This window comes from Modicisalibacter tunisiensis (assembly GCF_020148005.1).
Classification (GTDB): domain Bacteria; phylum Pseudomonadota; class Gammaproteobacteria; order Pseudomonadales; family Halomonadaceae; genus Modicisalibacter; species Modicisalibacter tunisiensis.
Window position 1 is genome coordinate 2,659,893 of the sequence record NZ_JAGXFD010000001.1, and the last position, 23,700, is coordinate 2,683,592.

The window sequence follows — 23,700 nt, forward strand, 5'->3', positions numbered from 1 at the left end:
ATATGCGTAGAATTCGTAATTACATAATACGTAAAATGGCGACAGGTCTATCGCGCTTGCAGTAAACTGCGTTGCACAAGCAGGATCGCGAATCGCTCGGGAGGAAAGGCATGGCACGCAGCGGAGTGCAGTACGCGGATGTACGGCAGGCCATCGAGGTGCTGCTCAAGCGCGGCGAGACGCCGGGGGTCCAGAAGATCCGCGAGGTGCTGGGCACGGGCAGTTTCACCACCATCAGCGAGCACCTGCGGGAATGGCGCACCCGCTGCGAGGAGAATCGTGACGAGCCGGCGACCAGCGAGCTGCCCGAGTCCATCACCGCGCTGATGCAGACACTCTGGGAGCAGGCACAGGCGGCGGCCGCCGACGAGCTGGCGCACTACCGCGAGGCGGCCGACAAGGCGGTTGCGGCGGCACGGGAAGAGTCGGCACAGGCGCGCCGCGAGGCGGAAGATGCCCGCGAACGGGAGAAGGCCCTCAACGAGCACCTGACCCAGGCACAGCAGCAGTTGCAGGCGCAGAGTGCGGAGCTGGCAAGGCAGCAGGCGGCCCGCGAGGCCGCGGAACGACACGGCGAACAGCTCGCCGAGCGCTGCGCGCAGCAGCAGGCCGAGCTGGCCGATGAACAGGTGCGCCGGGAGCGTCTTGCCGAGACGCACCAGGCTGCCCTGGAAGAACAGCAGGCCGAGTGGCGCAAGCGGCTGGATCAGGAGGAAACGCGCAACGAGACGGCCGAGGGCCGGCTCATGACCCTGCTCGACGAGGCGCGCCAGGAACGCCAGCGCAATGAAAGGCAGCTTCAGCAGCGCCTGTCGTCGCTGGAAACGCGGCTACGGGAGGCGGATGAGGCATTGCGCGAGGCGCGGCGGGAACAGGCGGAAGCCCAGGCCGCACAGCGCGAGGCCCAGTGGTCACTGCAGCAGGCCGACGCCGCGCTGCAGGAGGCCCGGCGCCGGGAAGAGGCCCGCGAGGCGGATGCCCAGGGCTATCGGCAGGAACGTGACGAGGCACGCGAGAAGCTGCGCGAGACGGAGGCGCGGCTGGCTCGATTGCCGCTGCCACCCTTCGTCTACTGAAGTGCCGATGGAGGCAACGGGTCCCGGCACCGTGCGGTGCCGGGGCCTTGCGCTGTCAGGCGGCCGGCGTCGCGGCGCTTCAGCGGTAGTAGGCGTTGGTGTTGTCGGTGTGGTCGGTCACGTCACGGATGCCGGACAGTTCGGGAATGCGCTCCAGCAGGGTCTTCTCGACGCCCTCCTTGAGGGTCAGGTCGACGGCCGCGCAGCCCTGGCAGCCCCCGCCGAACTGCAGCACGGCGTAGTTCTCGTCGGTGAGCTGGATCAGGCGGATCTCGCCGCCGTGGGCCGCCAGGCCGGGATTGATCTCGCTGTAGAGGATGTAGTTGATGCGATCCTCCAGCGGGCTGTCGGCATTGACCTTGGGCATCTTGGCGTTGGGCGCCTTGATGGTCAGCTGGCCGCCCATGCGGTCGGCGTTGAAATCGACCACCGCCTCCTCGAGGAACGGCACGCTGTGGGTGTCGACGAAGACGGTGATCTTGTCCAGCGTCATCTTCTCGTCGCTCGGCTCTTCCTCACCGGGGCGGCAGTAGGCCAGGCAGGTCTCGGCATAAGGCGTGCCCGGCTGGGTGATGAAGATGCGCACCGCGATTCCCTCGACGTTCTGCTTGGCCAGCAGTTCGGCAAGGTAGTCCTGGGCGCTGTCGGTAATCTGGATGCTCTCGCTCATCAGTCGGGTCCCGTCAGGGTTGAAGATTTTCCTGACATGGTAAGAAAAAACCCCGGCAGGCACAATCCTGACTGAAATACTGGGTTTTAGGCGGCGAGTCCCGCCGCCGTTACGAGTCTGGTAGGATGTGGCACCCGACAGGGCCGGCCCGCGGGGCGCGAGCCCTGACCGCAAGGTGGCCTTGCCGCCCCTCGCGACAGGACATACCGAAAAACGACGCTGCTGGAGACACATGCCGACCATGGCTGCCGCTACGCTCACTTCGATGCTTTCGCCCAGGGTGGCCGCGTGCCTGCCCGAAACGCTCGCCCGGACGCTCGAACAGCGCATCCTGCTGCTCGACGGCGGCATGGGGACAATGCTGCAGAACGCCCGGCTGAGCGAAGCCGAGTTCCGCGGCGAGCGTTTCGGCGACTGGCCGAGCCAGCTGCAGGGCAACAACGACCTGCTGGCGCTGACCCAGCCCGAGCTGGTGTGCCGGATTCACCGCGACTACCTCGAGGCCGGCGCCGACATCGTCGAGACCAACACCTTCAACAGCACGCGGCTGTCCCAGGCCGATTACGGCATGGAAGCGCTGGTCGTCGAGCTCAACCGAGAGGCCGCCCGCCTGGCGCGCTCGGTGTGCGATGCGGTGGGCGAGGAAACCGGTGTGCCGCGCTATGTCGCCGGGGTGCTGGGGCCGACCAGCCGCACCGCCTCGCTGTCGCCGGACGTCAACGACCCCGCCAAGCGCAACGTGACCTTCGACGCCCTGCGCGAGAACTACTACGAGGCCGCCGAGGCGCTGATCGACGGCGGCGTCGATGTCATCCTCATCGAGACCATCTTCGACACCCTGAACGCCAAGGCGGCGATCTATGCCCTCGAGGAGCTGTTCGCCGCACGCGGCGCGCGGTTGCCGGTGATGATCTCGGGCACCATCACCGATGCCTCGGGGCGCACCCTCTCGGGCCAGACCACCGAGGCGTTCTGGAACTCGATCCGTCATGCCTCGCCGCTCTCGGTGGGCCTGAACTGCGCGCTGGGCGCGGCCGAGCTGCGCCCCTACCTCGAGGAGCTGTCCGCCAAGGCCGACACCCTGGTCTCGGCCCACCCCAATGCCGGGTTGCCCAACGAATTCGGCGAGTACGACCAGACGCCCGAGGAGATGGCGGCGATCATCCGCGAGTTCGCCGAAAGCGGGCTGGTCAACGTCATCGGCGGCTGCTGCGGCACCACGCCCGAACACATCGCGGCGATCCGCGAGGCGGTCGACGGCGTCGCGCCCCGGCGCCTGCCCGAGCGTCCAAAGGCCTGCCGGCTGTCCGGCCTCGAGCCGTTCAACATCGAGGCCGACTCGCTGTTCGTCAACGTCGGCGAGCGCACCAACGTCACCGGCTCGGCGCGTTTCAAGCGGCTGATCAAGGAAGAGGATTTCACCACGGCGCTGGAAGTGGCGCTGGAGCAGGTCGAGAACGGCGCCCAGGTGATCGACATCAACATGGACGAGGGGATGCTCGACTCCCAGGAGGCGATGGTCCACTTCCTCAACCTCGTCGCTTCCGAGCCGGACATCGCCCGGGTGCCGATCATGATCGATTCCTCCAAGTGGTCGATCCTCGAGGCCGGCCTCAAGTGCATCCAGGGCAAGGCGGTGGTCAACTCGATCTCGCTCAAGGAGGGCGAGGACGCCTTCCGCGAGCAGGCCACCGTCTGCCGTCGTTTCGGCGCCGCCATCGTGGTGATGGCCTTCGACGAGCAGGGCCAGGCCGACACCTTCGAGCGCAAGACCGAGATCAGCGAGCGCGCCTATCGCCTGCTGGTCGACGAGATCGGCTTCCCGGCCGAGGACATCATCTTCGATCCCAACATCTTCGCCATCGCCACCGGCATCGAGGAGCACGACAACTACGCCGTCGACTTCATCGAGGCGACCCGCTGGATCACCACCCACCTGCCCCATGCCATGGTGTCCGGCGGGGTGTCCAACGTGTCGTTCTCGTTCCGCGGCAACAATACCGTGCGCGAGGCGATCCACTCGGTGTTCCTCTACCACGCCATCCAGGCCGGGCTGACCATGGGCATCGTCAACGCCGGTCAGCTGGCGGTCTACGATGACCTGCCCGAGGAGCTGCGCGAGGCGGTCGAGGACGTGGTGCTCAACCGTCGCAGCGACGGCACCGAGCGGCTGCTCGACCTCGCCGAGCGCTACAAGGGTGACGGTTCCGGCGGGGCCAGGAAGGAAGATCTCGAGTGGCGCGGCTGGCAGGTCGAGAAGCGCATCGAGCATGCGCTGGTCAAGGGCATCACCGCCTACATCGAGGAAGACACCGAGCTGGCCCGTCAGCGTGCCGAGCGCCCCATCGAGGTGATCGAGGGGCCGCTGATGGACGGCATGAACGTGGTCGGCGACCTGTTCGGTGCCGGCAAGATGTTCCTGCCCCAGGTGGTCAAGTCGGCGCGCGTGATGAAGCAGGCGGTGGCCTACCTGATTCCCTACATCGAGGCCGAGAAGAGCGAGGATTCCCAGGCCAAGGGCAAGATCGTCATGGCCACGGTCAAGGGCGACGTGCATGACATCGGCAAGAACATCGTCGGCGTCGTCCTGCAGTGCAACAACTACGAGGTCATCGACCTCGGCGTGATGGTGCCGGTGGAGAAGATCCTGCAGACCGCCCGCGAGGAAAACGCCGACATCATCGGACTTTCGGGGCTGATTACCCCCTCGCTGGACGAGATGGTGCATGTCGCCAAGGAGATGCAGCGTCAGGGCTTCGACATTCCGCTGCTGATCGGTGGCGCGACCACCTCCAAGGCGCACACCGCGGTGAAGATCGATCCGGGCTACGAACATCCGGTGATCTATGTCACCGACGCCTCCCGCGCCGTCGGCGTGGCCGGCCGGCTGCTCTCGCCCGGCCTCAAGGCGGCCTATGTCGACGAGATCCGCGCGGAGTACGAGACGGTCCGCGAGCGCAACGCCAGGCGCCGCCCCAAGGCCGCCGACATCAGCTACGCCGAGGCCCGCGAGCGGCGCTTCCAGCCGGACTGGTCCGCCTACACGCCGCCCGCGCCGACCTTCACCGGCCTCAAGGCGTTCGATGACTACGACCTCGAGGAGCTGGTCGAGCGCATCGACTGGACGCCCTTCTTCATGAGCTGGCAGCTCAGCGGCAAGTACCCAAAGATCCTCGATGACGAGGTGGTCGGCGAGGCAGCGCGCAACCTGTTCGCCGACGCCCGGGCGATGCTGCGCAAGCTGATCGACGAGAAGCGCCTGACCGCCCGCGGCGTGATCGGCTTCTGGCCGGCCAACGTCGTCGACGATGACGTCATCGAGGTCTACGCCGATGACGCTCGCGAGACGGTGATCGAGCGGCTGCACCATATTCGCCAGCAGACCACCCGCAACCGCGACGGCGTCTGCTACAGCCTGGCCGACTTCATCGCGCCCAGGGACAGCGGCCGGTCCGACTGGATCGGCGGCTTTGCGGTGACCACCGGCCACGGCGCCGACGCCCTCGCCGCCGAGTACGAAGCCGCGGGTGATGACTACAACGCGATCATGGTCAAGGCCCTGGCCGATCGGCTGGCGGAGGCCTTCGCCGAGCGCATGCACGAGCGGGTACGCAAGGAGTTCTGGGGCTATGTGCCCGACGAAACACTCGACAACGATGCACTGATTGCCGAGAAATACCAGGGCATCCGGCCGGCCCCGGGCTACCCGGCCTGTCCGGATCACACCGAGAAGGCCACGCTGTTCCGCCTGCTCGATGCCGAGGCCAATTCCGGCCTGGAACTGACCGACAGTTTCGCCATGTGGCCGGCGGCCGCGGTCTCGGGCTGGTACTTCGCGCACCCGGAGTCGAAATACTTCTCCACCGGCAAGATCACCCGGGATCAGGTCGAGGCGCTGGCCGAGCGCAAGGGCATGACGCTCGGTGAGCTGGAGCGCTGGCTGTCGCCGGTGCTGGGGTACGACCCCGCGGAATGATCGACGCCGCCCGCAGCCAGGTGATTCTTCGCCTGGCGCTGCCGATCATCGGCGGCATGCTCTCGCAGAGCCTGCTTAACCTGGTGGATGCCGCCTTCGTCGGCACGCTGGGCGAGGTGCCGCTGGCCGGCGTGGGGCTGGGCGGCTATGCCATGTTCCTGATCACGGCGGTGGTGTTCGGGCTGTCCTCGGGGGTGCAGTCCCAGACCGCCCGCCGCCATGGCGAGGCTGCCTATGCGCGCCGCGCCCAGCCCCTCGAGGCCGGGCTGCTGATCGCCCTGGCGCTCGCCCTGCCGCTGACCGCGCTCTGCCTCTGGCAGGCGCCGCGGCTGATCGGGCTGCTGACCGGTCAGCCGGACGTCGCGGCGGTCGCCGTGGCCTATCTGCGCTGGCGCCTGGTGGGGCTGGTGCCGATCGCCCTGATCTTCTGCTTTCGCGGCTACTGGAACGGCATCCAGCAGACCCGCATCTATCTGGGCATCATGCTGGTCACCCATGCCCTCAACGTGGCGGTCAGTGCCGGGCTGATCTTCGGCCTGGCGGGCTTGCCCGATCTGGGCGCCGCCGGCGCCGGGGCCGGGACCACCGTGGCCCTGATGGTGGCCCTGCTGCTGTGGGGAATCAGCAGCTGGCGCCACACGCAGCGCACCCGCGAACGCTGGCGATGGCCTCGCCTCGCCGTCATACGCCGCACGCTGGCACTGGCCACCCCCCACTCCTTCCAGCAGATGTGGTTCGCCGGCGGTTACGCGGCCCTGTTCTGGATTCTCGGCCAGATCGGCACCGCCAGTGTTGCCGTGGGACATGTGCTGGTCAACCTGTCACTGCTGCTGATCCTGCCCGGGGTCGGCCTGGGACTGGCGGCGATGAGCCTGGTGGGCCAGGCGCTGGGCCGCGACACCCCGCATGATGCCCACCGCTGGGGCTGGGACGTGGTGCGCGTGGCCTGGGTCTGCCTGTCGGTGCTGGCCCTGCCGATGCTGATCTTCCCCGACACGGTGCTGGGCGTCTTCCTCCCCGCGGATCTGGTCCCGCTCGGCCGCCTGCCGCTGCGACTGACGGCGCTGATGATCGTGCTCGACGCCGCCGCCATCGTGCTCGGCCAGGCCCTGCTGGGGGCCGGTGCCAACCGCACGGTCATGGCGCTGACCCTGGCCCTGCAGTGGCTGGTGTTCCTGCCCCTGGCCTGGTGGGTCGGCGTCCACCAGGGAGCCGGGCTGCTCGGTGTCTGGTGGGCGCAGCTCGGCTACCGGGGGCTCAACTCGCTGTCGTTCGCGATGGTCTGGCAGCGTCGTCGCTGGCAGCAGGTAGTCGTGTAGCGGCAGCGCAAGAACGGTTCGGCCCCTTACCGGCGCCAGGCACCTTTTAATAACCATAAAATCAGAAAGTATGATTATTTATTCTTTCATAGAATAAACCCGGCGGAGTATGGTCAGGGCATGGCATGGATCCCATTTCGCCCTGACTAGCAGGACAACTCCGGTATGTATCGGTACGACTCTTACGACCAGACACTTGTCGACGAGCGCGTCGCCCAGTTCCGCGATCAGATGCGTCGCTATCTCGAAGGCAAGATCAGCGACGAGGAATTTCTGCCGCTGCGCGTGCAGAATGGCCTCTACGTCCAGCGTCATGCGCCGATGCTGCGCATCGCCATCCCCTACGGCATGCTGGCGTCCTACCAGCTGCGCAAGCTGGGGGAAATCGCGGCGCGTTACGACCGCGGCTACGGCCACTTCACCACGCGTACCAACCTGCAGTTGAACTGGCCGAAGATGGAAGACGTGCCGGATATTCTGGCGGAGCTGGCCAGCGTGCAGATGCACGCCATCCAGACCAGCGGCAACGACATCCGCAACACCACCACCGACCAGTTCTCGGGCATCGCCGCCGATGAAGAGGTCGACCCGCGGCCGTGGTGCGAGCTGATCCGCCAGTGGTCCACCTTCCACCCGGAATTCGCCTATCTGCCGCGCAAGTTCAAGATTGCCGTGACCGGCGCCGCCGAGGATCGTGCCGCCATCCAGGTTCACGACGTGGGCCTGCGCCTGTGGCGCGACGACAACGGCGAGGTCCGCGTGCGCGTGCTGGCCGGTGGCGGCCTGGGCCGCACGCCGATGATCGGCGACGTGGTGCGCGAGGACCTGCCCTGGCAGCACCTGCTGACCTATCTCGAGGCCATCCTGCGGGTCTACAACCAGTTCGGCCGCCGCGACAACAAGTTCAAGGCGCGCATCAAGATCCTGGTCAAGGCACTGGGCATCGAGGAGTTTCGCCGGCGGGTCGAGGCCGAATGGGCGCACCTCAAGGAGGGGCCCCAGACGCTGACCGACGAGGCGGTCGCCGCCGTCGCCGCGCACTTCGTCGACCCCGAGCGCCGCGCAATCTCCGATGACGCCATCGCCGACTTCGAGCAGCTGCGCCGTGACAATCGGGCCTTCGCGCGTTTCGTCAGCAACAACGTCACCGACCACAAGGTGCCGGGCTACAAGGCCGTGACGCTGTCACTGAAGCGGCGTGCCCATTCGCCGGGGGACGTCACCTCCGAGCAGATGGCCGCCATCGCCGACCTGGCCGACGAGTTCGGGTACGGCGAGCTGCGCGTCACCCACGAGCAGAACCTGGTGTTCACCGATGTCCCGGTGGACCGGCTGGAAGACCTCTGGCAACGCCTCGATGCGCTGGGCATGGCCAACCCCACCGTCGGAACGCTCGCGGATCTGATCTGCTGCCCCGGCGGCGACTACTGCTCGCTGGCCAACGCCAAGTCGATTCCCGTCGCCCAGGCCATCCAGGAACGCTTCGAGGACCTGGACTTCCTCTACGACCTGGGGCCGCTGGAGCTCAACATCTCCGGCTGCATGAATGCCTGCGGCCATCACCATGTCGGCCACATCGGCATCCTGGGCGTCGACAAGAAGGGCGAGGAGTACTATCAGGTGTCGCTGGGCGGCAGCCAGGGCAACGCCTCCTCGCTGGGCAAGATTCTCGGCCCGTCCTTCTATCGCGAGGATGTGCCGGCCGTCATCGACAAGCTGCTGCAGGTCTATGTCGGCGAACGCACGCCCGAGGAAACCTTCCTCGACACCTATCGCCGCATCGGTATCAAACCCTTCAAGGAGCGTGTCTATGCCTGAGTCACAGACCGATCGTCCGCTGATTCTCGATCGCCGCATCGCCACGGATGCCTGGACCCTGTGCGAGAGCCTGGCCGAGCGCCCTGCCGGTCGTCCGGCGATCGTGCCGCTGGAGGAGTGGCTGGCCGCCGACGAGCGCGCCGAGCTGGCGCCCTGGCTGCCGAGCGATACCGAGGTGACACCGGCACTCGCCGAGAGCCTGCGCATGGCGCCGCTGGTGGCCATCGACTTCCCGAAGTTCACCGACGGCCGGGGCTACAGCATCGCCCGGCTGCTGCGGGAACGGTTCGGCTATCTGGGCGAGATTCGTGCCGTGGGCGACGTGCTGATCGACCAGCTGTTCTACATGAGTCGCTGCGGGTTCAATGCCTTCTCGCTGCGTCCCGACCAGATCGTCGAGGATGCCCTGGCGGCGCTCAACACCTTCAGCCTCAGCTATCAGCCGGGCACCGATATCGGCGAACCGCTGTTCCGGCGCCGGTTGCGTGAACGCACCCGGCACGCGGAAGCTGCGCTCGCCTGAATCACCCGAGCGGCCCTGACGGGCCGCTCTCTCGTTGCGGGCTAGCCGCGGCGCTTCTGCTGGCGTTCGCGGTTGGCGGCTCGCGCTCGCTCGGACTTGCGCAGCATGACATAGGTGGCCCCCAGCCCGCCGTGGAACGGCTGGGCGGAGACATAGGCCTGCACCGTCTCGAACTGGGCGAGCCACTTGGCCACGTAGGAGCGCACCACGTTGGCATGGCTGTCCACCGCCTTGCCGCGACCGTGCACCACCAGCAGGCAGCGCAGGTCGTGCTCGCCCCCCTCCTGAATGAAACGGAACAGCGCCTGGCGGCATTCGCGCACCGGCCGGCCGATCAGGTGCAGCCGGGCTTCCGGGGCATACTCGCCCTGGCGCAGCCGGTCGGCGACGCCGGTCTGCACGCCGGGCCGGCGATACTCGACGGGATCGTCCTTCGGCAGCAGGTCGACGAACTCGTCGCTGAGAAAGTTGGCGGCCTCCTCCTCGGCCTGGGCGCTGGCGCGCCGTGCCAGCTGGGCCTCGTCGGGTTCCGGTGCGGGCGTCGACACATCCGCCCTGTCGCGCCCCTTGGTCAACGGGCGCACCTTGCCGCCCATCAGGGCCGTGAAGTCCGCATCCTGGTGATGCTGCTGCATGGCGACACCCTCCCTCTTGGTCCGAATCTCGATGTTAGCAAAGGAACGAGGCCAGCCTAAGCTTCCCGGCTTGGGAAAGTGGAGACAGCTGTGGCAGGGTCCGGAGAGCAATCGACAAGGAGGCGCGCGTGAAACGATGGCTGATCCTGGCGCTGGCGGGGCTGCTCGCTCTCGGCGCCATGACGGCGGGCTATGCCTGGTACACCTTCGCCAGCCCCTGGGGCTATGCGCGCCCGGCCGGGATGGCAGCGATCGCGCCGGGCGAGCATCGGGTCTTCGTCTATGGCACCCTGCGTCATGGCGTGGTGCGCTGGCTGGTCTACGGCGACTGGGGCGATCCCGCCTCGGCGACCCTGCCGGGGTACGTTCGCGATGAACTGGATATCGTGCCGCAGCCCGGCGGGCGCGTACCGGGGGCGCTGCTCAGGGTCGATGCCGGTGAACTGGCGCGGCTGGATCGCTACGAGCGGCTGGGTGTGCGCTACCGGCGGGTGCGCGTCACCCTGGCCGATGGCCGACAGGCCTGGGTCTACGACCGCCTCGACCCCGAGGAGTAATGCCGTCGACTCTCCCGGTTCTCGGCGCATGGGGTAGAATGAGGATTCCATCCACCACGGCAGACAAGGACTTACGAGTGACGACCCTGACTCTCCTGCACAACCCGCGCTGCTCCAAGTCCCGTGAGGCGCTCGCCCTGCTCGAGTCACGCGGCGTCGATGTCACGGTACGGCGCTACCTCGATGACCCGCTCGATCGCGAGGAACTGCAGGCACTGGCCGCCCGCCTCGACGCCCCGACCGAGACCCTGCTGCGCCGCAACGAGGCGGAATGGAAGGCGCTCGGCCTCGAGGCGCCCTCCGAGGCGCAGATGCTCGAGGCGATTGCCGAGCATCCGCGCCTGCTGCAGCGCCCGATTCTCGACCGCGGCGACAAGGCCGTGATCGGCCGCCCGCCGGAAGCGATCCTGGCCCTGCTCGAGACTCGCTAGACCGCCGCTTTCCCCATTGCCTGCTGACAAGGAACGCCCATGAGTGCAACACGTCCCTACGTGCTGGTCCTCTACTATTCGCGCCACGGCGCGACCCGCACCCTGGCCGAGCAGGTCGCCGCGGGGGTCGAGAGCCTGGGCGACATCGATGCCCGGCTGCGCACGGTGCCGCCCGTATCGCCGACCTGCGAGGCCGTCGATCCCGAGATCCCCGAGTCCGGCGCCGTCTATGCCACGCTCGATGACCTGCGCCACTGTGCCGGGCTGGCGCTGGGCAGCCCGACGCGCTTTGGCAACATGGCGTCGCCGTTGAAGTATTTCCTGGATACCAGCAGCGAGCTGTGGCTCAACGGGGCATTGATCGACAAGCCGGCCACGGCCTTCACCTCCACGGCCAGCCTGCATGGCGGGCAGGAAGCCACCCTGCTGAGCATGCTGATTCCGCTGCTGCACCACGGCATGGTCTATGCCGGCGTGCCCTACAGCGAGACGGCGCTGCTCGCCACCACCAGCGGCGGCACGCCCTATGGCACGAGTCATGTTGCGGGCGGTCGCAACGAGCGCGATGTCGACGAGACCGAACGCCATCTGGCCAAGGCGCAGGGGCGGCGCATCGCTCGGCTGGCCAGGGCGCTGCATGCGGAGACGAGCCATGCCTGAAGCAGAGCGTGGCGTCATCGACCGACGCACCCGACAGGCGCGCCTGGGAGTGATCATCAGCCTCGTCGTCCTGTTCTGCCTGGTGGGGCTCGGTGGCTGGCAGCTCCGGGCCAGCGAGTCGGTCGGCTGGGCCCCGATCCTAGTGCGGATGCTGCCCCTGATCCTGTTCCTGCCCAGCGTCCTGACACGCCGCCCGCGCGGCCACCTCTGGCTGGCCTTCGTCAGCGTGCTGTATGTCGCCCAGGGCATCACCATCGCCAACCTGCCCGATCGGTTCTGGTGGGGTGTGCTGGAGTGCCTGGCGGCCGCGGCGCTGGGCATCTCCAGCCTGGCCTACGCGCGCTGGCGGCGGCGTCAGTGCGCCGCCTGAGGCCTTCCAGCGCGCTGATCCTGGCGATGCTCGGGCTGAGCATCGTCGCCAGCCTGCTTCACTGGCCGCTATGGCCGGCCGCCATCCTCAGCTGGCTGGCCACGTTGCGCCTGGCCCGCCAGCTGCCCAGTGCCTCGCGGCGCCAGGCACTGTGGCTGGGGGGCGCCGGCGTGGGCTTCTGGGTGGTGGCCCTGTGGCGCGGCACGCCTGCCTCCCTGCTGCAGGCTCTGGCCATCAACCAGACGCTGCTGATGATGTTTGCCGGCGTGAGCTTCCTGTCGATGGCGGCACCACGGCCGCAGGCTGCCGACGCCCGGCACGACGGTGCCCGGCACGACGGCAGCCTGCTGGGCACGCTGGTGGGCGTTCACCTGTTCGGGGCCGTGATCAACCTGTCGGCGCTGTTCCTGTTCGCCGATCGCATGCAGTTCGAACGGGGGCTTTCCCGACGCCAGGCCATGGTGCTGGGTCGTGCCTTTCCTGCCGCGGCGGCCTGGTCGCCCTTCTTCGTGGCCATGGGGGTGGCACTGACCTATGCGCCGGGGCTGGAGTTCACCGCGCTGCTGCCCTGGGGGCTGGCCTGCGCGGGCGTGCTGCTGACCCTGACCGCCCTGGATGTCCTGCGCGTCGAGGGGCCGTTCCAGGGCTACCCGCTGTCGCCGGGGACCCTGCTGCTGCCGGGCGTGCTGGCGCTGGCCGTGCTGCTCTGGCACAGCTGGCGACCGGAGATGGGCATCCCGCTGATCATCAGCGTGGTGGCACCTGTCGCTGCCCTGCTGCTGGCGCCCCGGGGCGAGCGCCAGGTCCGCCTGCGACAGCAGCTCGATCACGGCCTGGCCCGCCTGATGCCGCAGTTCGCGCTGTTTCTGGCGGCGGGCGTGCTCTCCAGTGGTCTGAGCGCGCTGCTGGCCAGCTGGCCGGACGGACCGGTGCTGCCCTTTGCGCATTTCGGTCACCTGCAGGCCTGGCTGACGCTGGGGGTCATCGTGTCGCTGGCCTTCGTCGGCATCCACCCGCTGGTGGGTGTGACCACGCTGGCGCCCCTGCTGGCTTCCCTGCACCCCGAGCCGACGCTGCTGGGCATGGTGTTCCTGATGGGCTGGGCGCTGGGCACCGGCAGCAGCCCGCTGTCGGGAAGCAACCTGGTGCTGTGCTCGCGCTACGGCGTGGCGCCTCGCGAGATGCTGTGCTGGAACCTGCCCTATGCGGTCGTCGGCTGGCTGGCCTGCGGGGGGATTCTGGCACTCCGGGCCTGGCTCGGCTGAGCAGCCTTATCCCGACTCGCCTATGGTAAGAGCGAAGCCCGCCGATGCGGGTGATCGGCAAGCGACTCGGAGGCGAGCATGAAAGGACTGCGAATCCTGTGGCCCGTGCTGGGCCTGGTCGGGCTGCCCGCCACGGCCGGCGCCGACCCCATCGATGATGCCATCATCTACCGGCAGTCCGCCATGGAGGTCATGGCCTGGCAGCTGCAGCCGATGGCCGACATGGCCAGGGGCGAGACCCCCTATGATGCCGAGACCTTCGCCGAGCGCGCCCGGCATCTCGAGGCGCTGGCTCCCCTGCCCTGGGAAGGTTTCATCGAGGGCTCCTATTCACGCGGGGGCACGGCGGCCTCCGCGACGATTGCGGCGCAGCCGGAGGATTTTCGCGGCAAGGCCGAGGCCTTCGAGCAAGCCGTCCGGGCGCTGACGCAGGCCGCCGGTGACGGCAGCTTCGACGCGGCCAGGGCGGCCCTGGTGGACGTGGCCCGCTCCTGCAAGGCCTGCCACGACGCCTATCGCGAATAGCAAGGCGGGCTCACAGCCACTCCAGGATGGCGGTCAGGGCCAGCACGGCGATTGACGCGCTGGCCCAGGCTCGCCAGCCCGATACCGGCTGGTCATCGCCATCCCGCACAGGCCGGGCCAGGCGCTTGCGGCCGCTGAACATGGCGCCGACCAGGGCCTCGCCGCGCAGGCGATGCAGCAGGATCGCCAGCAGATGAATGCCCACCAGCACAAACAGCAGGTTGCCGTTGACATGGTGCAGGGTCACCAGCCAGGCGATGGCGTCGGCCTCGAAGCGCCTGGCCAGCGGCGCGGAAAATAGGATGCCGTCGCTCATGAACAGGCCGGACGTCGCCTGTAAGGTCAGTGATACCAGCAGCAGCAGGGTCATCCAGCCACCGAGTGGATTGTGACCGACATAAAGGTCGGGCCGGCGCCGGAACCAGCTCGCGGTATAGCGCCAGACCGTCCGCGGCGATCGACAGAGCTCCCGCAGCCGGGCATGACGGCTGCCGACGAGGCTCCACAGCCAGCGAAAGACCAGCAGCGCCAGGATGGTGTAACCGGCCCGCGCGTGCCATTCGACCGGAAAGGCCAGCGGCTGGCCACTGGTCTTGATGGTGTACCAGGACACCAGGATCGCGGCCACCAGCGACCAGTGAAACAGGCGGACGGGCAGGTCCCAGGCCTTGTATACCTTCATGGGGGCTCCTTCCTGTAGCCAGATGGCGCTTTAATCAGCAAAATACAATGCAGCGCGCCCATGCGGCGCCGATGATGACCCATGGACTGAATGGAGTATAGGCGTGTCACCTGCGTTGCATTCCTGGCGGCATGCCGCGATCCAGACCCTTCCGGTGATGTTCGGCTACCTGCCCCTGGGGGCCGCGTTCGGGGTGCTGTACATGCAGCTCGGCCTGCCCTGGTGGGGGGCGCCGCTGATGTCGCTGTTCATCTACGCCGGTGCCGGCCAGTTCCTGGCCGTGACCCTGCTGGCCAATCATGCCGGTCTGGTCGAAGTCGCGGTCGCGTCGTTCATGCTCAACTCGCGGCACCTGTTCTACGGCCTGTCGCTGCTCAAGCGGTTTCGCGGGGCCGGCTGGCGCAAGCCCTACATGATCTTCTCGCTGACCGACGAGACCTATTCGCTGCTGACCAGCCAGGCCCGCCAGCAGGATCTCGGCGTGGCGACGCATCGACTGGCGGCCCGCATCGGGGCGCTCAACCAGCTGTGGTGGGTGCTGGGCACGCTGCTTGGCACCCTGGCCGGCGCCACCTTGAACATCGACGGACGGGGGCTCGACTTCGCGCTGACGGCCCTGTTCATCGTGCTCACGCTGGAACAGGCCGCGCGCCTGCGCCAGGCCCTGCCCTTCCTGATTGCGCTGACCACCGGCCTGGGTGCCATCCTGCTGCTGCCGGAACGACACCTGCTGCTGGGCGCGATCGGTGCCGCCAGCCTGCTGCTGCTGGTGCACTACCGGCTGCACCGTCAGCCACAGGAGGCACGGACATGAGCGACCTCGAGTTACTGGCCTTCATCGGTGTCTGCACCCTGGCGACCTTCCTGACCCGCGTGCTGCCCTTCGTGGCGCTGTCACGCCAGGCCGATCATCCGTTGATACTGCACCTGGGGCGCTACCTGCCGCCGGCGGTCATGGCGATCCTGGTGATCTACGCTCTGCGTCACCTGGCGCCCTGGAGCGCGGGACAGCTGAATGTATCACCGCAGGGCGTACCGCTGATCCTGGCCTCACTGGCCGTCGTTTTCCTGCACCTGTGGCGTCGCAATGCGCTGTTGTCGATCGTCGGGGGAACCGGCCTGTACATGGTGCTGATCCAGCTGGTCTGGCCCTAAAACGGCGGTTGTCGTGCACGCATCCTGAGCCAGGTCACGGTCGGGCCACAACAGTGTCGATGAGCCGTTTTTCGGGTTGAGCCCGCCAGCATCACGGGCGATGATGAAGGGAAACTTCAGGAGAGCACCATGACTACCGACATTGCCGACGTGCGTCGCAACTACAGCGGGGATCACCTCGATATCCGCAACAGCCCCGACTCGCCGGTCACGCTGTTCGAGGACTGGCTTGCCCAGGCGTTGAAGCAGGAAAACGACGACGCCAATGCCATGACGCTGGCCACCGTCGACAGCCTGGGCATGCCGCATGCCCGCATCGTGCTGCTCAAGGGAGTCGATGAACACGGGCTGGTCTTCTATACCAGCTACCAGAGTCACAAGGGCGCGGAGCTGGCCAATGTGCCGCATGCCGCCCTGGTCTTCTGGTGGCCGGTACTGCAGCGCCAGGTTCGCATCGAGGGGCGCGTCGTCCAGGTCGAGGACGGCGAGTCGGATCGCTACTTCCAGAGCCGCCCCCGGGCCAGCCAGCTGAGTGCCTGGATCTCCCAGCAGGGCGTGGAGATCCCCGATCGCGAATGGCTGGAAGAACGGCGCCATCGCTTCGAGCAGCTCTATACCGATCAGTCGATCGACCGTCCGCCTCATTGGGGAGGCTACCGGGTCGTGCCGGAGGTGTTCGAATTCTGGCAGGGACAGTCCGATCGGCTGCATGACCGGCTGCGCTATCGTCGCCATGACAACGACTGGATCAAGGTTCGCCTGGCACCGTGAATCCTGGCCCCGTCCATCGGGCGGGTCGCCTTCCCTTGCCCGGTTCGACGGTTCTCGCTCCATGAAAAACGCCCGGCCATTCGGCCGGGCGTTTTGCGTGAAAGCAGGTGTCGCAGGCGACAATCAGCTGTCGATGCCCTGCGTCCACTGCTTGACCACGTCCGGGTGCTCGTCGACCCACTTCTGGGCGTTCTCGTAGGGGTCGGAATCTTCCTTCTGATTCATCAGCATGACCTGACCCATCTGCTCCGGGGTCCAGTGGAAGTTGTCGAGCAGCTGGTAGACCGCCGGCATGTCTTCCTTCAGGCCCTTGCGCGCGATGCTGTGGATCTCCTCGGCGTCGCCATAGACGTTCTTGGGATCGTCCAGATACTTGAGGTCCCAGCGTGCGAACATCCAGTGCGGCGTCCAGCCGGTCACCACGATATCCTGCTTGTTCTTGATGGCAGCCTGCAGGGCGGCGGTCATGGTCGCGCCGCTGCCGCTCTGCAGGTCCATGGTGTCGTCGAGGCCGTAGGCGTCGATGGCATCCTCGGTCAGCCCCATCAGGCCGGCACCCGGATCGATGCCCACGATCTCGTCATCGACCATGTCCGCCTTCTCGGGCTTGGCCAGCTGGTCGATGGAGTCGATGTCGGTGTAGGCCGGCACGACCAGACCCAGCCGGGTGCCCTCGAGGTTGGCGCCGAGATCGACCAGCTTGTCCTTGGTCTGCTTGTAATAGTTCTCGTGGGTCGTCGGCAGCCAGGCGGCGACCATGCCGTCGGCGTCGCCGTAGGCGACGGCCTGCCACATGGCGGCGGCCGACAATGACGACAGCTTGACGTTGTAGCCCATGTCCTCGAGCACGGCGCGCACCACATTGGTGGAGGCGACTTCGGATGCCCATTCGACATAGGCCAGGGTGACATCACCCTTGCTGCCTTCCTGTGCCTGGGCCAGCCCGCTCACGCCGAGGCCGGCGATCATCATGAGCGAACCGAAACGAACGGCACGGGACATGGTATTGACGGTCTTCATCACTTTCCCCTTCTTGTGGTCTTGAGAATGACGACGACCCCGGCCGGCGGAGCCGCCTCGTGGCCGATCGGAGGATCGGCCACGAACATGGCGTCTTACTGCGCCTTCTTGGTCTTGCGGAAAGATTGGGTCAGCCGGTCCAGAACCATGGCCAGGATGACCACGGCGATGCCCGCCTCGAAGCCGTCGCCCGGACGCAGGCGCTGGATCGCCTTCCAGACCTCGTTGCCCAGGCCGTCGGCGCCGATCATGGCGGCGATGACCACCATCGACAGGGCCAGCATGATGGTCTGGTTGATGCCGGCCATGATGGTCGGCAGCGACAGTGGCAGCTGAACCTTGACGAGCTTCTGGCTACGGGTCGAGCCGAAGGCGTCGGCGGCCTCGATCAGCTCCTTGGGCACCTGGCGAATCCCCAGCGTGGTGAAGCGGATCGCCGGCGGCATGGAGAAGATCACCGTGGCAAAGATGGCCGACACCGAGCCGATGCCGAAGAACGGGATCGCCGGGATCAGGTAGACGAAGGCCGGCATGGTCTGCATGAAGTCCAGCACCGGCATGATGATGGCGTAGAAGCGGTTGGAAATCGCCGCCAGAATGCCCAGCGGGAGCGCGATGACCACGGCCACCAGGGTGGCGATGACCACCAGCGTCAGCGACTCGATCATCGGGTCCCAGAGCCCCAGATTCCAGATCAGCGCCAGGCCGAGTGCCGAGCCGACGGCCAGGCGAACGCCGGACATTCGCCAGCACAGCAGCGCGATCAGCGCGATCAGCGACCAGGCCGGCATCCACATCAGCGCATCGTTGAGCGAGTTGATGCCGCCCTGCGTGACATGGGAGATGCCGCGTGTCACCGCGGAGAATTGGGTCGTCAGGTAGTCCAGTCCGCCCTCGATCCAGTCGCCGAGCGGAAGACGGGGGATATCGATAGCCATCAGCGTTCTCCAGATTCAGCCAGTTCCGCCAGCACGGCGCCCTTCACCACCACGCCCAGCAGGCGCTGATTCTCGTCGACCACGGCGATGGGGCGGCTCTTTTCATTGAACATCGCGAACAGGTTGTTCAACGGTTCATCGGGGCCGACACGCGGAAAGTCGTCGTGCAGGATCGCCTTGATGGACTGCTCCCCGTCCTTGGCGGCCTGGTCGGCGGCATCCGCGTCCACGAGGCCGAGCAGCTTGCGCTCGCGTGTCGTGACATAGATGGAGTCGAGCCCGTTTTCGCTGAGCTTGCGCAGCACCGTGCGCGGGCCGTCGTCCTCGCGCGCCGTGGCACGGACCGGGCGCATGGCATGCCGCGCGGTCAGAATGCGCGACATGTCGACCCCCTCGATGAAGCGAGCCACGTACTCGTCGGCCGGGTTGGTGAGGATATCCTCGGGCGTGCCGATCTGCACGATCTCGCCATCCTTGAGCAGGATGATGCGGTCGCCGATGTTCAGGGCCTCGTCGAGATCGTGGGTGATGAAGATGGTGGTCTTCTTCATCCGGTGCTGCAGCTCCAGCAGCTCCTGCTGCATGTCCTTGCGGATCAGCGGGTCGAGGGCCGAGAAGGCCTCGTCCATCAGCAGCACGCTGGAATCGTTGGCCAGCGCGCGGGCCAGACCGACGCGCTGCTGCATGCCGCCGGACAGCTGGCTCGGCATGGCGTCTTCCCAGCCATCCAGCCCCACCTGCTTCAGGGCGTCACGGGCCTTCTGGGTACGTTCGGCCTTGTCGACCCCGCGGATCTCCAGGCCGTACTCGGCGTTGTTCTGCACCGTGCGATGCGGAAACAGCGCGAAATTCTGGAAGACCATGGAGAAGTGCCTGCGGCGACACTGCAGCAGCTCCTTCTCGTTGAGCTTGGGGATGTTTTCCCCATCGATGATGATGTCGCCTTCGGTGGGCTCGATCAGCCGGTTGAGACAGCGGATCAGGGTGGACTTGCCGGAGCCCGACAGCCCCATGATCACCAGCAGCTCGCCCTCCTTGACGTCGAAGCTGATGTTGGAAAGGCCCAGGGTCTGGCCGGTCTTCTCGAGGATCTCGGGCCGCTTCAGGCCCTGGTCGCGCAACTCGAGTGCCTTCTTCGGCTGGCTGCCGAAGACCTTGCTCAGGCCGCGTACCTGGATCTTGGTCGTTTGGGATTCGCTCATCGACTTCGCCTGTTTTCGTCGTGACCTGTCTCGTCGCGGGATAGGCGATGGCAATGGATTCTGCATTGCAATCGCTTATCCCTGCTCTCATAACGATTACTTATAATTTACGGCGCATCATACATTCTTATTGAAAGGGCTTCAAATCAGAATAGCTGATGATTGATCAACGGTTCAAAAAAACACTGGCTCAACCATGCGCCTGTGCGACGAGCGAGGTCCTCAGACCCTTGGGTTTTCCAGACGGTGGCGTTGCCAGTCGCTGGTGGGTTCGTTGAGTCGCAGGGCAGCGTCGACCACCTGCTCCTCCATGTTGTAGCGGCAGGTGAAGCCGAGTTGCTTCATCAGGGCGCGCATCGGGCCGTTGTCGATCATGATCTTGCCGATCATTTCCAGGGTGCCGAGCCCCCGGCAGTAGCGGATCATCTTCTCCATCAGCAGCCGCCCCAGCCCGTGGCCGTGCAGGTCGTCGCGGATGATGATCGAGAACTCGGTGCGAATGTTGTCCGGGTCGTTCCAGACCCGGACGACCCCCAGCATCTCCTTGCTGCCGTCATCGCGCTGATGCTCGGCGATGAAGGCCATCTGGCGGTCGTAGTTGATCTGGGCCAGGCGTGACAGGTCGCGCTGGGTCAGGTCGGCCTTGTTGTGGAAATAGCGATAGCGAATGCTCTCCTCGGAGAGCTGGGCATGGAAGCTGGTGATCAGGGGAGCATCCTCGCCGCGGATCGGGCGGATCTCGACGGGCATGCCGTCGTTGAGGGTGACCCACTCTCGCAGTTCCTCGGGATAGGGCATGATGGCATGGCGCGCCGGCCTGCCGAGGTCCATGGCGAAGTCGACGGCCACCAGGCCATCGCGGTTGAGCAGCAGCGGGTTGAGCTCGAGACCACGCAGTTCCGGCAGGTCGGAGGCCATCTGCGAGAGCTTGACCAGCAGCTGGCAGAGCCGGTCGATATCGCGCTCGGGGTCGCGGGAATGCTCATGGATCAGGCGTGCGGCGTGGGTGCGCTGGATGAGCTCGTCGGCCAGGGTCATGTTCAGTGGCGGCAGCGCGACATGGCGGTCGGCGAGCACGTTGACCTTGTAGCCGCCGATCCCGAACACGATGACCGGACCGAAGGTCGCGTCCCGGGTGATGCCCGCGCAGAGCTGCATGGAGTGCTTGCCGCGCTGCATGCTCTGCAGGCAATACTCGTGGATACGGCTTTCCGGAAACTTCTCGCGAACCTTGTCGCCGAGACGGCGGATGCCGTCGGCCACCTGCTCCGGGCTCTCCAGGTCCTGCAGCAGGCCGGCGGAGAGCTTGTGGGGATGACTGCGATAGCGAAACGGCACGCAGTTGTGGTCGTGTACCACCTTCAGGGCCATGCGGCCGTCCAGCTGGGCCGCGGCGTCGGCGCCCTCCTCGGGAGTATTGATGTAGCGGCTCGGTGCCGCGGGGATGCCGTAGGCCGCCAGTACCTCCGCGGTCTCCTGATGAGTCAGGCGGTCGCGGTCGCCGGCCTTGGCTTCCTCGATCAGGCGGTGGCAGCGGGTTCGGATGTCCGGCGTGGTCGTGAACGGCAGGCTCGGCGGGGTCTCCTGCAGCAGCGCCTGCACGCGCTGGTAGTCGACCATGTGCATGAAGGCCTTGATGGCCTTCTCGGGCGAGATGTACGTCGGAATCCCTGCCAGGTTGCATTCGTGGCGGGCGCTCAGCGCTTCCTCGAGCCCCATCCAGCTGGTCAGCAGATTGCGCTTGAAGCGTCGGCGGTTGGCGACCAGCGCCTGGGCGGTGGTGCGCGACGGCGCCAGGCGCGTGGGGGCGTGGACCACCAGCACGGCATCGGTATTGGCGTCGGCGGCGACGATTTCCAGCGCCTCGACGAAGCGCTCGGGGGTGGCATGCCCGCCCAGGTCCACCGGATTGCGTCCCGGCAGGCTGAGGTCGAACTCTCCGACGGTGAGCGCCTCGCGGGTCTCCGCGGTGAAGTCGGCCAGGCGCCCGCCGGCGCTGATCAGCTTGTCGATGGCCAGCAGGGCCGGTCCCAGCCCGTTGGCGACGATGGCCAGGCGATCGCCGCGCAGCGGCTTCATGCGGGTCAGTGTCTCGAGAGCGTCGAACAGCGCGTCGGAATCGTCCACCCGGACCACCCCGGCCCGCGACAGGGCGGCATCGATGATCACGTCACGATTGGCCACGCCCGGCGTCGGCGCGACCGCGGCGAGATCGGACTGCGGTGTGCGCCCGCTCTTGATCGCCAGCACCAGGCGGTTGCGGGAGGTGTCGCGCAGCGCGGTCATGAAGTGCTGGGCATCGTGGATGCGCTCGAGGTGCAGCAGCATGGCCTGGCAGGGCGAGTACTGATTGATGTAGTCGATCAGGTCGGGGAGCATCACGTCGACGCTGTCGCCGAGCGTCACCAGGTGCGAAAAGCCGATGCCCCGGCCCGCCGCCCAGTCGATCATGGCGTTGCCGAGCATGCCGGACTGGCCCAGGTAGGCCACGCGTCCGCGCTTGATCGGCTGGCTGGCATAGCTGGCGTTGAGCCGGCGTCCCGGCACGATCATGCCCATGCACTCCGGGCCCAGCACGCGGATGCCCGAGCGCCGCGCGGCGGCCAGCATGCGCTCGCGGATCGAGCCGCCGTCACGTCCGGCATCGTCCAGGTAGGCGCCGCCCGAGAGCACCATGGCCGCCCTGACGCCGACGCGGCCCAGCTGCTCGATCAGTGGCGGTACGGTGTCGACCGGCGAGCAGATCACCGCCAGGTCGGGCACCTCGGGCAGGTCGGCGACATGCCTGACGCAGGTCCGGCCATGCACCGACGCATACCCCTTGGGGTTGACCGCCCAGATGGTGCCGGGAAACTGGCTTTCGGTCAGGTTGCCGATCACCAGCCCCCCCATCGAGTGGGTCTTTTCCGATGCACCGATGACCGCGATGGAGCGCGGTTCGAAGAAATACCGCAAGAAGCGCGTGCTCACGAGTGTCTCCCTTGCCCCGAGGTTGTTCCCTGTGTACGACTTATTGACAGTGTCGTGCAAGCCTCGCCGACCATTACCTTGTTATGGCCTTCAGCCGGAGACCCCCATGATCACTGCCTTCATCACGCATCCGCACTGTGATCTGCATCACATGGGGCCGGAACATCCGGAAAGTCCCAAGCGCCTGGAAAGCATTCGTGCCCACATGGCGCTGGCCGGCGTACTCCAGCAGACCATGCAGTCCGAGGCCCGCCCCGCCACCGACGAACAGATCACGCGCATCCATCCGGCGCGTCATCTACAGGCCCTGAAACGCTGCGTCCCGGAGCAGGGGCTGATCAACCTCGACAACGACACCTTCATGAACCCCGACAGCCTCGAGGCGGCCCGGTTCGCTGCCGGCGCGGCCATCACCGGGGTCGATCGGGTGATGCGCCACCAGGCCGACAACGTCTTCTGCGCCGTGCGCCCGCCGGGCCACCATGCCGAGATCAGCGAGGCGATGGGCTTCTGCTTCTTCAACAATGTCGCCGTGGCCGCCGCCCACGCCCGGGCGCGCTACGGTATCCGCCGGGTGGCCATCATCGATTTCGACGTCCACCAATGTAACGGCACGATCGACATCTTCGGCGGTGATCCCGACACCCTGGTGTGCACCAGCTATCAGTATCCCTTCTATCCCTGGCGGTACCTGCGTGCCAGTTTCGACAACGTCATTGACACGCCGCTCGAGCCCGGGTGCGATGGTCCGGCGTTCCGGCGGCTGGTGGAACGCGACTGGCTGCCCGCCCTGCAGGCCCATCGCCCCGAGCTGATTCTCGTCTCGGCCGGCTTCGACGCGCATCGCGACGATCCCCTGGCGGACATCTGCCTGGACGATGTCGATTACCACTGGATCACCACGCTGATCATGGATGTCGCTCGTGTCCACGCGCAGAACCGCCTCGTCTCGGTGCTCGAGGGCGGTTACTCGCTCGAGGCGCTGGGTCGCAGCGCCACATCGCATGTCCGTGCCCTGCTGGGCCAGCCTTTCGCGCAGGGGTGAATTGGCGTTTCCCGAAATCGGGAAACGCCGAGGCGCCATGGTCGTTCGTGGTCATGCCAATAGCGGGATTCGGCAGCGAATGGGTGCCGGGC

General features: G+C 66.7%; 22 protein-coding genes. 15 read left to right on the forward strand and 7 right to left on the reverse strand.

Going from position 1 to position 23,700, the window contains the following annotated elements:
- The first annotated feature begins 110 nt into the window (after positions 1-110).
- A complete protein-coding gene (locus KGQ91_RS12440) occupies positions 111-1,076 on the forward strand; it encodes a DNA-binding protein (protein WP_163648636.1) in 966 nt (321 codons plus the stop codon).
- A gap of 79 nt (positions 1,077-1,155) precedes the next feature.
- Here KGQ91_RS12440 and nfuA read toward each other — a convergent pair whose 3' ends face one another.
- Positions 1,156-1,746 carry a Fe-S biogenesis protein NfuA gene (gene nfuA / locus KGQ91_RS12445; RefSeq protein ID WP_163648635.1) on the reverse strand — a complete coding sequence of 197 codons (591 nt, stop codon included), beginning with the start codon at positions 1,744-1,746 and terminating at the stop codon, positions 1,156-1,158.
- Positions 1,747-2,011: 265 nt separating this feature from the next.
- On the opposite strand from nfuA, the gene metH reads away from it, so the two are divergent.
- The 4 genes from metH (at position 2,012) to KGQ91_RS12465 (ending at position 9,382) form a co-directional block, all read left to right on the forward strand.
- Positions 2,012-5,722 carry a methionine synthase gene (metH, locus tag KGQ91_RS12450; RefSeq protein ID WP_377172818.1) on the forward strand — a complete coding sequence of 1,237 codons (3,711 nt, stop codon included), beginning with the start codon at positions 2,012-2,014 and terminating at the stop codon, positions 5,720-5,722.
- The gene (locus KGQ91_RS12455; RefSeq protein ID WP_163648633.1) at positions 5,719-7,041 is read left to right on the forward strand and encodes an MATE family efflux transporter; all 1,323 of its coding nucleotides are present in this window, start codon (positions 5,719-5,721) and stop codon (positions 7,039-7,041) included. Before metH ends, KGQ91_RS12455 begins: the two co-directional genes overlap by 4 nt.
- A gap of 165 nt (positions 7,042-7,206) precedes the next feature.
- On the forward strand, positions 7,207-8,859 hold the full coding sequence (locus KGQ91_RS12460) for a nitrite/sulfite reductase (protein WP_163648632.1): 1,653 nt from the start codon (positions 7,207-7,209) through the stop codon (positions 8,857-8,859).
- Positions 8,852-9,382, forward strand: a complete 531-nt coding sequence (locus KGQ91_RS12465; RefSeq protein WP_163648631.1) for a DUF934 domain-containing protein — start codon at positions 8,852-8,854, stop codon at positions 9,380-9,382. Before KGQ91_RS12460 ends, KGQ91_RS12465 begins: the two co-directional genes overlap by 8 nt.
- A gap of 41 nt (positions 9,383-9,423) precedes the next feature.
- Here KGQ91_RS12465 and smrA read toward each other — a convergent pair whose 3' ends face one another.
- Complete coding sequence (gene smrA, locus KGQ91_RS12470) at positions 9,424-10,017, reverse strand: DNA endonuclease SmrA (RefSeq protein WP_163648630.1); 594 nt, start codon at positions 10,015-10,017, stop codon at positions 9,424-9,426.
- A gap of 128 nt (positions 10,018-10,145) precedes the next feature.
- Here smrA and KGQ91_RS12475 point away from each other — a divergent pair, with 128 nt between their 5' ends.
- The 6 genes from KGQ91_RS12475 (at position 10,146) to KGQ91_RS12500 (ending at position 13,825) form a co-directional block, all read left to right on the forward strand.
- The gene (locus tag KGQ91_RS12475; RefSeq protein ID WP_224414915.1) at positions 10,146-10,574 is read left to right on the forward strand and encodes a gamma-glutamylcyclotransferase family protein; all 429 of its coding nucleotides are present in this window, start codon (positions 10,146-10,148) and stop codon (positions 10,572-10,574) included.
- Between the two features lie 77 nt (positions 10,575-10,651).
- Complete coding sequence (gene arsC, locus KGQ91_RS12480) at positions 10,652-11,005, forward strand: arsenate reductase (glutaredoxin) (protein WP_163648629.1); 354 nt, start codon at positions 10,652-10,654, stop codon at positions 11,003-11,005.
- A 39-nt stretch (positions 11,006-11,044) separates the two neighbouring features.
- Positions 11,045-11,665 (forward strand): NAD(P)H:quinone oxidoreductase, encoded by a 621-nt coding sequence (gene wrbA, locus KGQ91_RS12485; RefSeq protein WP_163648628.1) that lies wholly within the window; start codon positions 11,045-11,047, stop codon positions 11,663-11,665.
- A complete protein-coding gene (locus KGQ91_RS12490) occupies positions 11,658-12,035 on the forward strand; it encodes a DUF2069 domain-containing protein (RefSeq protein WP_224414914.1) in 378 nt (125 codons plus the stop codon). Before wrbA ends, KGQ91_RS12490 begins: the two co-directional genes overlap by 8 nt.
- Complete coding sequence (locus KGQ91_RS12495) at positions 12,023-13,300, forward strand: hypothetical protein (protein WP_224414913.1); 1,278 nt, start codon at positions 12,023-12,025, stop codon at positions 13,298-13,300. The genes KGQ91_RS12490 and KGQ91_RS12495 overlap by 13 nt, the downstream gene beginning before the upstream one ends.
- A gap of 78 nt (positions 13,301-13,378) precedes the next feature.
- Positions 13,379-13,825, forward strand: a complete 447-nt coding sequence (locus KGQ91_RS12500; RefSeq protein ID WP_224414912.1) for a c-type cytochrome — start codon at positions 13,379-13,381, stop codon at positions 13,823-13,825.
- A 10-nt stretch (positions 13,826-13,835) separates the two neighbouring features.
- On the opposite strand, the gene KGQ91_RS12505 is transcribed toward KGQ91_RS12500, so the two are convergent.
- Positions 13,836-14,507, reverse strand: a complete 672-nt coding sequence (locus KGQ91_RS12505) for a cytochrome b/b6 domain-containing protein (RefSeq protein ID WP_224414911.1) — start codon at positions 14,505-14,507, stop codon at positions 13,836-13,838.
- A gap of 103 nt (positions 14,508-14,610) precedes the next feature.
- Here KGQ91_RS12505 and KGQ91_RS12510 point away from each other — a divergent pair, with 103 nt between their 5' ends.
- From KGQ91_RS12510 to pdxH, 3 genes are all read left to right on the forward strand, one after another.
- Positions 14,611-15,321 (forward strand): AzlC family ABC transporter permease, encoded by a 711-nt coding sequence (locus KGQ91_RS12510; RefSeq protein ID WP_224414910.1) that lies wholly within the window; start codon positions 14,611-14,613, stop codon positions 15,319-15,321.
- Positions 15,318-15,662, forward strand: a complete 345-nt coding sequence (locus KGQ91_RS12515) for a branched-chain amino acid transporter permease (protein WP_163648624.1) — start codon at positions 15,318-15,320, stop codon at positions 15,660-15,662. Before KGQ91_RS12510 ends, KGQ91_RS12515 begins: the two co-directional genes overlap by 4 nt.
- A gap of 129 nt (positions 15,663-15,791) precedes the next feature.
- Positions 15,792-16,433: a pyridoxamine 5'-phosphate oxidase gene (gene pdxH / locus KGQ91_RS12520; RefSeq protein ID WP_224414909.1), complete on the forward strand. Its 642-nt coding sequence runs from the start codon at positions 15,792-15,794 to the stop codon at positions 16,431-16,433.
- Positions 16,434-16,556: 123 nt separating this feature from the next.
- Here the strand turns inward: pdxH and KGQ91_RS12525 are convergent, their stop codons facing one another.
- From KGQ91_RS12525 to KGQ91_RS12540, 4 genes are all read right to left on the reverse strand, one after another.
- On the reverse strand, positions 16,557-17,453 hold the full coding sequence (locus KGQ91_RS12525) for a glycine betaine ABC transporter substrate-binding protein (protein WP_163648622.1): 897 nt from the start codon (positions 17,451-17,453) through the stop codon (positions 16,557-16,559).
- 95 nt (positions 17,454-17,548) lie between these two features.
- Positions 17,549-18,391 (reverse strand): ABC transporter permease, encoded by an 843-nt coding sequence (locus KGQ91_RS12530; RefSeq protein ID WP_163648621.1) that lies wholly within the window; start codon positions 18,389-18,391, stop codon positions 17,549-17,551.
- Entirely contained in the window at positions 18,391-19,593 is a 1,203-nt protein-coding gene (locus KGQ91_RS12535) for a quaternary amine ABC transporter ATP-binding protein (protein ID WP_163648620.1), read from the reverse strand. Before KGQ91_RS12535 ends, KGQ91_RS12530 begins: the two co-directional genes overlap by 1 nt.
- Positions 19,594-19,815: 222 nt before the next feature.
- Positions 19,816-22,563, reverse strand: a complete 2,748-nt coding sequence (locus KGQ91_RS12540) for a bifunctional acetate--CoA ligase family protein/GNAT family N-acetyltransferase (protein WP_224421095.1) — start codon at positions 22,561-22,563, stop codon at positions 19,816-19,818.
- A gap of 106 nt (positions 22,564-22,669) precedes the next feature.
- Here KGQ91_RS12540 and KGQ91_RS12545 point away from each other — a divergent pair, with 106 nt between their 5' ends.
- On the forward strand, positions 22,670-23,608 hold the full coding sequence (locus KGQ91_RS12545; protein ID WP_224414907.1) for a histone deacetylase family protein: 939 nt from the start codon (positions 22,670-22,672) through the stop codon (positions 23,606-23,608).
- Positions 23,609-23,700 lie beyond the last annotated feature (92 nt).